This window comes from Sedimentibacter sp. B4 (assembly GCF_000309315.1).
GTDB lineage: Bacteria > Bacillota > Clostridia > Tissierellales > Sedimentibacteraceae > Sedimentibacter > Sedimentibacter saalensis.
In genome coordinates this window covers 1-9979 of the sequence record NZ_CANG01000039.1, presented here as the reverse complement: position 1 = coordinate 9979, position 9979 = coordinate 1, and the positions used below count along the sequence as shown (strand labels likewise).

Sequence of the window (9979 nt, the reverse complement as noted above, 5' to 3'; positions counted from 1 at the left end):
AATGGAAGAATAATTGATCCTCATTCTGGAAGGGATGAAGTTGCAGACATATTGACTGAAGATGATAAAATAGTTAAAATAGCTGAAAATATTGATGTTCATGAATGCTGCAGAGTAATAGATGCTTCAGGAATGGTTGTTGCTCCGGGACTCATAGATGTTCACGTTCATTTCAGGGACCCTGGTTTTACCTACAAGGAAGATATTCTTACAGGTGCAAATGCAGCAGCAAGGGGAGGATTTACAACGGTTGTTTGTATGGCTAATACTGATCCGGTTGTGGACAATCCTGAAACATTGGAATACATTATGAATATATCAAAAAAATCTCCTATAAATGTACTGCCGGCAGCATCTATTACAAAAGGCATGAAGGGTAACGAAATAGTTGACATGGAATTACTTAAGAACAATGGTGCAGTGGGATTCACTGATGACGGGTACCCTATTATGAACACAGCCATAGTGCTTAAAGCCATGGAAGAAGCTAGACGCCTAAACGTTCCAGTCAGCTTTCACGAAGAAGATCCAAATCTCATTAAAAGTGCAGGTGTTAATGAAGGGATAATATCTGAAAAACTTAGTATGGGGGGAGCATCCCATCTGGCTGAAGATGTAATGGTAGCAAGAGATTGTGCATTAGCTGTTTCTATGGGAGCAAAAGTGAACATACAGCACTTAAGCTCCGGTAATGCGGTGGAAATAATAAGATGTGCAAAAAAAATGGGTGCATTTGTAACGGCAGAAGCATCTCCTCATCATTTTTCAATGACAGAGAATGATGTTCTCACATATGGAGCAAATGCAAAAATGAATCCTCCGCTTAGAACTGAAGCTGATAGGATCAAAATAATTGAAGGACTCAAGGATGATACCATAGAAATCATAGCAACAGATCACGCCCCTCACAGCAGTGAGGAGAAGGAAAAAGAGTTTTCAAAGGCTCCAAGTGGGATTATAGGTCTTGAAACAGCATTGGCAGTAGGTATTAAATACCTTGTGAACAGCGGGCATTTGAGCATTTTAAAATTATTGGAGAAAATGACAATAAACCCTGCAAGGTTGTACAATCTTAATACCGGTATTTTAAAAGAAAATTATCCTGCTGATATGGTGATTTTTAATCCTGAAGAAAGCTGGGTAGTTAATGAGTTTTATTCTAAATCAAGTAACTCACCTTATTACGGAAGGGAACTGCAGGGAAAAGTTAAATTTACCATATGCAGGGGCAAAATAGTATACGAAGATAAATGATCCGTTATGGATGTATTTATACCCAAAGAGCAAAAGCCACATATAATATTACAAATACAAGAAGCAGGTGATATAATGATTTATTTAGATAATGCAGCCACAACATACCCAAAGCCTAAATCAGTTTATAAAAATGTGATGGACGCCATGACAAAGTACGGGGCTAACCCTGGAAGAGGTAGCCACGCCATGGCCATAGAGGGTGCAAGAGTAATATATGAAACAAGAGAACTTCTGGCAGAACTATTCAATTTCGACGATCCCATGAGGGTTATTCTTACATTCAATGCAACAGATGGATTAAATATGGCAATAAAGGGTATACTAAGACCAGGAGACCATGTTGTAACAACAGCAATGGAACATAATTCGGTATTAAGACCTATAAAAGAACTGGAAAATATTGGAGTTGAAAATACAATAGTATCCTGTTCTCATGAAGGAAAGATAAATGTTGAGGACATAGAAGCGGCCATAAAGACCAACACAAGGATGGTTGTCACAACCCATGTATCGAACTTGACAGGAACTATATTTCCAATTGAAAAAATCGGAGAAATGTGCAAGAGGAGAAATGTTCTTTACTTGGTAGACGGTTCTCAAAGTGCAGGCGTGCTAGAGATAGACATGCAGAAACAGCACATAGATTTTTTAGCTGTACCCGGACACAAAGGCCTTCTTGGTCCGCAAGGTACAGGTGCCTTGTTGATTAACAGCGATGCTGAAATAAAGGAACTCAAAGAGGGTGGGACAGGAAGCGAATCAAGCAACCCTCATCAGCCAAATTTTTATCCGGACAAATTAGAAGCAGGTACTCATAACCTTCCGGGCATTGCAGGTCTCAATGCTGGGTTAAAGTATATTTTAAACAAGGGCACAAAATCGATTTTAAGCCACGAAAAAAATATTCTTGAGACATTCATCAATGAGATGAGAAAAAATCCTAAAATTGTAATTTATGGCCCAGAGGATATAAATGACAGAAGCGGTGTTGTTCCGGTCAATATTGCAGGAATGGATTCTTCAGAAGTTGCATATATTCTTGACACGGAATACAACGTTGCAGTCAGACCGGGACTTCATTGTGCTCCATTGGCTCATAAGACAATAGGTACAGAAAATATAGGTGCAGTAAGATTTGGCATAGGACCTTTCACAATAAGAACAGACGTAATAGCAGCAGCAAAAGCACTAAATGAAATTTCAGAAAGATAAAGTATTTTGACAAGAAAATTGTTTTACAATTTTCTTGTCAAAACATTTAATAATTTTTTAATGCAATGTATTTTTATATTTGTTATAATTAGTTAACATATTTAAACAAGGATAGACTATGAAAAAGACAATTATATTTATTTCTGTAATTTTAATAATTGTAGTTGGAATATTGTATTCAACCTATGGAGAAGAATTTTTTTCAGCACTGGATGAGAAAAAGGTGTACAGCATTGTAAATATAAAAAGTACTCATCTTGACACTCTCGATGAATACAAATTCTTTGACGGAGGGATAATTACTTACAACAATCAAAAGATGAAGTTTATCAATTATGACAACTCAAGCATTTGGGAAAGTGAGAATGCAGTCTTTTCTAAAAAAGTCTTCGTAACTGACAATTACATATTCAGGCAGATGGAAAACAGCACAGAAGTGATTGACAAGAATAATCAAAGGTATGTAGTAGCTGAAATTGCAGGTGATATATTAAATGTTTCACGTGAAAATGACGAAACATATATGGTTGTCAAGACAGATACAGGAAAAAACTCTCTGTACATAATGAACGATAACAATGAAGTTGTTGTTGATAACAAGAAATTTGATGAAATTATTACTGGGGTAGCCATAGGGGATAAATCTGAAGGTTATTCATTGATAACGCTGAACTTTGAGAAGGGGATTCCCGAGAATACACTTTATTTCAATCTTCTTGATGATGTTGAGCTTTGGAACACAACAATTGAAAATGAATTATTGGTTAAAACTCAGATTGTAAATAATAATATAATTGCCATAGGTGACAAGAATATATATTACTATAACACAAATGGAAAATTAATGTGGAAGAACAGCATATACAATAGGATTTCAGATATAGAAATCCACAAAGACAGCCAAAAAATATACATGCTGTATGATCACGATGATAGTACCGAGTTAATTGCATATAATTTTGAGGGAAAGATTAAGGAAATTAAAAATACACCAGCTGGCATGAAGAATGTAGAGGTAATTGATAACAAAATAATTGTCAGCAGTGACAATGCAATATTTCTTATTCATGGAAGCAAAACAGATAAAATATTTGAGGATAACCAAGACAGCATTAAAGACTATGTGTTGGAAGGAAGTACTATAAAAATATTATTCAAGGACAAGCTGGTGTCTGGCATAATCAAATAAATATGTTATAAAAGGAGGGAACAAATGAATTTTATTGATATTCTAATTGTGATTTTTGTAGTCTACTCGTGTTTTCAAGGGTATAGAAGAGGATTCATAAAGACTCTTTTTGACACACTTGGAACAATCGTTGCATTTTTTGTAAGCAAAGAGTTTTATTACATAGTTGAAAGTTTTCTTTTGAACAATACTAAATTATTTGTGAAAATTCATGATTTCTTTGAAAGCAAGCTATCAAGCAGTATAGTTGAAACATTTAAGAATCCGGATCATCTGCCGGCAGAACTGCAAAATGTTGTAAGCAATATATTGAATTCAGGAACAGTTAAACAAGTAGACACATTTTCATTGTTTGTAGACAATATAAGCCTTATAGCAATAAGGTCAATTAGTTTTATAATCACATTTTTGATAATATATGTAGCGCTGGTTGTATTATCAAACCTGATAAATGTTATATTTAAGCTTCCATTGCTTAATCTAACAAACAGACTTTTTGGAGGAGCAACAGGTATACTTAAAAGTGCTGTAATACTGTATCTTGTATTTGCACTGAGTTCTCCCATAATAAGTTTCATGCAGGATAGTTCCTTATCACAAAGTGTTTTAAATTCGGAATCAAGTAAAATATTCTATGATAACAATATATTGTTGAATTATTTATCTTATAAAGGTTTCTACAATAATTAGGAGGAAATATGAAAGTAGTTGACGCAAGAGGCAAGTTATGCCCGCAGCCTGTTATTTTGACTAAGAAGGAATCAGATGCAGGTGAGAATGAATTAACTGTAATAGTAGACAATGAAACAGCAAAATCAAATGTGCTGAAATTTGGAGCTAAACTTAACTTTAATACAAGAACAGAAGATAAAAACGATGGAATTTATGTATATCTTAACAGAGAAGTTTGTAATGAATGTGAAGTTATAATAGCTGAGGAATCTGAGAAGAACAACTCAGTCAATAAATTGCAGAAAAAAGGTTTTGTATTTGGCTCAGATAAGCTAGGCAAGGGATCAGATGATTTGGGAAAAATACTGATGAAAAGTTTCATATATACAGTGTCCGAGAAAAAACCATATCCGGATTTCATGGTATTTTTAAATTCAGGAGTTAAACTAACTGTTAAAGGATCCGATTCTTTAGATGATCTGACGAAGCTTGAAGAAGGTGGAGTTAAAATTGTTTCATGTGGAACATGTTTAAATTTCTTTGAAATTACAAATGATTTAGAGGTTGGATCAGTATCAAATATGTACGATATTGTTGATTTGATATCAGAATCAGACAATACTGTTATGATATAAAGGAGAATATTATGCCAATGCAGTTAAATGTGGGAGATGTAGTAAAACTGAAAAAGAAACACCCATGCGGAGGATATGACTGGGAAATTCTTAGGGTTGGTGCAGACTTCAGAATAAAGTGCACAACTTGTGAACGACAGGTATGGCTTCCCAGAAGTGAAGTGGAAAGAAGAATTACTAAGATTGTTAGCCAGGTTCAGACACCATCTGATCTTCCAGAGAATGATGAATAAAAAATAAGAATAGTAATAAATATTTGTTGACATATGGTTTGAAATGTAATAATATAATTAAAAAGTAAATACCTTTAATCTGGCACAGAGAGGCTGGGAAGGAAAAGTGATCTTAGAGACTTAAGTCTTCCTTGCTGTGCATGGAAGATTTTTTATTTACAACTTTAAAGTAGTCCGGAGAGGCTAATAAGGAGGAAATATGTTAAAAGGCAGAAGTTTAATTGAACCAATGGATTTATCACTGGAGGAACTTGATGAGCTGTTGAACCTGGCAGGAAAAATCATCGAGAATCCGGCAGCATATGCAGATGTATGCAAAGGAAAAATACTGGCAACATTATTTTATGAACCAAGCACAAGAACAAGACTGAGTTTTGAAGCAGCAATGCTTAGACTTGGGGGCAGTGTAATGGGATTTTCCTCAGCTGACTCAAGTTCAGCAGCAAAAGGAGAAAGTGTTGCAGATACAATAAGGACAATTGCATGCTATGCAGACATTGCAGCAATGAGACATCCTAAGGAAGGTGCTCCAATGGTTGCAGCCATGAGCACAGACATGCCTGTTATAAACGGAGGAGATGGAGGACATCAGCATCCCACTCAGACATTGACAGATTTATTGACAATCAGAACATTAAAAGGAAGACTGGATAACTTTACTATTGGATTATGCGGTGACTTGAAATTCGGAAGAACTGTTCACTCACTTATAAAGGCACTTTCAAGATATGATAATATAAAATTTGTTCTTATTTCCCCTGAGGAATTGAGGATACCTGACTATATAAGAGAAGAAATACTTATTAAAAACAAAATTGAATTTAAAGAAGTTGAAAGACTTGAAAATGTAATGGATGAACTGGATGTACTTTACATGACAAGAGTGCAAAAAGAAAGATTTTTCAATGAAGCTGACTATATTAGATTGAAAGACAGCTACATTTTAGATTCAGAAAAAATGAAAAGCGCAAAAAGTGATATGATAGTCCTGCATCCTCTTCCAAGGGTCAATGAAATTTCAACAGAAATTGACTCTGATCCGAGAGCAGCATACTTCAAACAAGCAAAGTACGGAATGTTCGTAAGAATGGCATTGATAATGGAATTGTTGGGGGTGGAGATATAATGTTAAACATAGATAGCGTAAACAAAGGTTTAGTAATTGATCACATTCAGGCAGGTAAAGCAATGCAGATTTACAAGTATTTAAACCTTGATAAGATGGATTGCAGCGTTGCAATTATTAAAAATGCTAAAAGCAAGAAGATGGGTAAAAAAGACATTATCAAAATTGAGGACAAAATAAATCTGGATCTTGATGTCCTGGGGTTCATTGATCCTAACATAACTGTTAACGTAATAGATAACGGAGAAATAATCAGAAAAATCAATCTTGAGTTGCCTTCAGCTATAGAAAATATAGTTAAATGCAAGAATCCAAGATGTATTACTTCTATTGAGCAGGAAATTACAAATAAATTCAAGCTCACTGACAAAGAAAAGAAAATATACCGTTGCGTATACTGTGATACAGCTTACGAACAGAATTAATAAATATAGCTGATGAAATATCATCAGCTATAATCATATGCTGAATTAAATGGAGGTATAAAATGATTGCAGACAGATTATTCAAACTGGTGGAAGAAAAAGGCCACGTTTGTGTGGGCCTGGATACAGACTACAGTTACTTGCCAAAGGATTTTGCTGATAAATTTGAAAGTACAGCAGTGGCAATATATAATTTCAATAAAGAAATAATAGATGCAACATATGATGTAGTTTCTTGCTACAAGGTACAGATAGCATATTATGAAGCATTAGGAATTGAAGGGATGAAAGCCTATTCTGATACTTTGAAGTATCTAAAGCAAAAAGGCATGATATCCATTGCTGACATTAAAAGAGGAGATATTTCCAAGACTGCTGAAATGTATGCAAAAGGCCATTTTACAGGAGATTTCGAGGCTGATTTTGTAACACTCAATGTTTATATGGGTATTAACGACAGCCTTGAACCTTTTTTAAAATATGTCAAAGAAAATGATAAGGGAATATTTGCCCTTGTAAGAACATCCAACAAGGGAGCAAAAGACTTCCAGTATATAAGAGATGAAGACGGTGTTCCTCTGTATGAAACAGTTGGTGAAAGAATACAGTTACTGGCTGAGGAAAATGTGGGAAGATGTGGCTTCAGTTCAATTGGGGCAGTTGTTGGAGCAACGAACAATGAAGAAGGATTAGCTCTTAGAAACAAGATGAAATCAGTCTTCCTGCTTATACCAGGATACGGAGCACAAGGGGGAAAAGCAGAAGACATAGCAACATATTTGATCAATGGAAACGGTGCTGTAGTAAATTCATCAAGAGGAATACTGCTAGCATATAAAAATGAAGAAAATGGGGAGCATGATTTTGCAATGTGTGCCCGAAGAGAAGCTATTAGGATGAGAGACGACATAAGAGCTCACATTTAGGAGGTACAATGAAGGTTGTTAAAAGCAAAATCATAAAAAATGAAAAATTATCAAAAAATATATACAGGCTTTCTTGCGAATTTGCAGGCAATATAAAACCGGGTCAATTTTTTATGCTTAAAACCCTTGATAATTCTTACCTGCTGCCGCGTCCTATAAGCGTGCACGACTCATGTAAAAATACAGTGACATTTCTTTACAGGACTGAAGGAAAGGGAACAACTAAAATCAGCACGTTGAGAGAAGATGACCAGATTCAGCTTTTCGGACCTTTGGGAAATGGATTTGACATTGACAATTTAAGCGGAAAGACGGCAGTTGTTGGAGGTGGAATAGGCATAGCTCCTCTTTTGTACCTTGTAAAAGCACTTGGTAAAAATGCAGATGTTTTTCTTGGGTTCAAAGATGAAGAAAATTCATATGTTGTTGATGAATTCAAAAAGTACGCAGACAGAACAGTTGTAGTTACAGAAGACGGAAGTATGGGTGAAAAAGGTTTTGTAACAGATTTCATCAGTTATAAAGAGTATGGAACGGTTCTCACATGCGGACCTGAAATTATGATGAATAAAATAATAAATAATTGTATGGAAAATAATGTAAAATGTTATGTATCTCTTGAAAGAAGAATGGCTTGCGGCATGGGGGTGTGCCTTGGCTGCACTGTTGAGACAAAAAACGGAAATAAAAGGGCATGCAAAGACGGTCCGGTATTTTCAAGCGATGAACTGATAAGAGGTGAATGATGGCAAACTTAAAAATCAATGCAATGGGATTGGAATTTAAAAACCCGATTTTGACTGCATCAGGAACATATGGTTTTGGAGAAGAATTTTCTGAAATTTATGACGTTTCAATTCTTGGAGGAATTTGCAGCAAAGGCCTTACACTGAACGGCAGAAGCGGGAACACAGGCATTAGGTTGTGGGAAACACCCATGGGGCTCATGAACAGCATAGGGCTTCAAAACCCGGGAGTTGACAGTTTCATCCATCAGGAGCTTCCAAGAATGAAAAGCTACAACACCATAATTGCAGCAAATCTTGGAGGACACTGCGATGAAGATTATTATGAAGGTATTTACAAGTTAAATGAAACAGATGTTGACTTGATTGAACTGAACATTTCATGTCCAAATGTAAAAAGCGGAGGAATGGCATTTGGAATAAAATCAGCTGTTGCATATGAGATTGTGTCAAAGCTTAGAAAAATATGCAATAAACCACTTATGGTGAAACTTTCTCCCAATGCGGAAAATATATCTGAAATGTCCATAGCCTGTGAATCTGCAGGAGCAGATGGAATATCATTAATCAACACCGTACAGGCTCTTGCCATAGATATAAAAAAGCGAAAGGCAGTATTTGACAACATCTATGCAGGGCTTTCCGGTCCATGTGTTAAACCCATAGCGCTTCGAATGGTCAGAGATGCAGCAAAATCTGTTAAGATTCCGGTTTGCGGGCTTGGAGGAATAATGAGCGCTGAGGATGTTGTAGAGTTTATTATGGCAGGTGCTACGCTTGTTCAAATAGGTACAGGCAATTTCATAAAACCTGACATTGCCGTAGACATAATTAACGGACTATCAGAGTTCATGGACAGGGAAGGTATTAAATCCTTTGATGAGATAAGAGGGATCATTTAATAAATTAAGAGTGAAGAGTTAAGAATTAAGAATGAAAATCATAAAAGATAAAAATGCTGAAAAAATTATGGAGGATAACAATGAGTATTAATGTGGTGGAAATATTAAAAGAATGTGAAGCACTTCTAGAAGGACATTTTCTTCTTTCTTCAGGAAAACACAGCAACAAATATTGCCAATGTGCAAAGCTTATGCAGTACCCGGACAAAACAGAAAAAGTAATATCAATAGTTGCAGAAAAAATTAAGGATCTGGACATAGACGTAGTAGTTGGGCCTGCCATGGGAGGTATTACTGCTGCATATGAACTTGGTAGACAGCTTGGAAAAAGAGCCATATTCACTGAAAGAGAAAACAATCTGATGACATTGAGGCGTGGTTTTGAAATAAAGCCCGGCGAAAGAATTTTAATTATGGAAGATGTAGTAACGACTGGAAAATCGTCTATGGAAACTGCAAGAGTTTTAGAAAATCTCGGAGGAGAGATTATAGGGCTTGGCTGTATAGTTGACAGAAAAGCAAGTGAAATATCACTTCCAATTTTCAGTGCTGTAGAACTTGAATTTGAAACCTATGATGAAGGCAGTTGTCCGCTATGCAAAGACGGTTCAGCACCTGTTAAACCAGGAAGCAGAAAATTTTAAACAAAAAAACTA

12 protein-coding genes are annotated in these 9979 nt (G+C 35.7%); all 12 read left to right on the top strand.

Annotated features, from left to right (window positions below; all coding sequences use genetic code 11):
- Positions 1-1254, top strand: a 1254-nt coding sequence (locus BN358_RS08345; protein WP_019228780.1) for a dihydroorotase, incomplete at its 5' end; no start/stop codon positions are given.
- A gap of 75 nt (positions 1255-1329) precedes the next feature.
- A complete protein-coding gene (locus BN358_RS08340; RefSeq protein WP_019228779.1) occupies positions 1330-2469 on the top strand; it encodes an aminotransferase class V-fold PLP-dependent enzyme in 1140 nt (379 codons plus the stop codon).
- 118 nt (positions 2470-2587) lie between these two features.
- Complete coding sequence (locus BN358_RS08335) at positions 2588-3658, top strand: DUF5711 family protein (RefSeq protein ID WP_019228778.1); 1071 nt, start codon at positions 2588-2590, stop codon at positions 3656-3658.
- Positions 3659-3682: 24 nt separating this feature from the next.
- Positions 3683-4348, top strand: coding sequence for a CvpA family protein (locus BN358_RS08330; protein WP_019228777.1), 666 nt, complete (start codon positions 3683-3685; stop codon positions 4346-4348).
- Positions 4349-4356: 8 nt separating this feature from the next.
- Positions 4357-4965: a sulfurtransferase-like selenium metabolism protein YedF gene (gene yedF, locus BN358_RS08325; RefSeq protein ID WP_019228776.1), complete on the top strand. Its 609-nt coding sequence runs from the start codon at positions 4357-4359 to the stop codon at positions 4963-4965.
- Between the two features lie 11 nt (positions 4966-4976).
- Positions 4977-5198, top strand: a complete 222-nt coding sequence (locus tag BN358_RS08320; protein ID WP_019228775.1) for a DUF951 domain-containing protein — start codon at positions 4977-4979, stop codon at positions 5196-5198.
- 199 nt (positions 5199-5397) lie between these two features.
- Positions 5398-6324: an aspartate carbamoyltransferase gene (gene pyrB / locus BN358_RS08315; RefSeq protein ID WP_019228774.1), complete on the top strand. Its 927-nt coding sequence runs from the start codon at positions 5398-5400 to the stop codon at positions 6322-6324.
- Positions 6324-6749 carry an aspartate carbamoyltransferase regulatory subunit gene (locus tag BN358_RS08310; protein ID WP_019228773.1) on the top strand — a complete coding sequence of 142 codons (426 nt, stop codon included), beginning with the start codon at positions 6324-6326 and terminating at the stop codon, positions 6747-6749. The genes pyrB and BN358_RS08310 overlap by 1 nt, the downstream gene beginning before the upstream one ends.
- 62 nt (positions 6750-6811) lie before the next feature.
- Complete coding sequence (pyrF, locus tag BN358_RS08305) at positions 6812-7675, top strand: orotidine-5'-phosphate decarboxylase (protein ID WP_019228772.1); 864 nt, start codon at positions 6812-6814, stop codon at positions 7673-7675.
- 8 nt (positions 7676-7683) lie between these two features.
- Positions 7684-8421, top strand: a complete 738-nt coding sequence (locus BN358_RS08300) for a dihydroorotate dehydrogenase electron transfer subunit (protein WP_019228771.1) — start codon at positions 7684-7686, stop codon at positions 8419-8421.
- Positions 8421-9323 carry a dihydroorotate dehydrogenase gene (locus tag BN358_RS08295; protein ID WP_019228770.1) on the top strand — a complete coding sequence of 301 codons (903 nt, stop codon included), beginning with the start codon at positions 8421-8423 and terminating at the stop codon, positions 9321-9323. The genes BN358_RS08300 and BN358_RS08295 overlap by 1 nt, the downstream gene beginning before the upstream one ends.
- 80 nt (positions 9324-9403) lie before the next feature.
- The gene (gene pyrE / locus BN358_RS08290; protein WP_019228769.1) at positions 9404-9967 is read left to right on the top strand and encodes an orotate phosphoribosyltransferase; all 564 of its coding nucleotides are present in this window, start codon (positions 9404-9406) and stop codon (positions 9965-9967) included.
- The last annotated feature ends 12 nt before the right edge of the window (positions 9968-9979 follow it).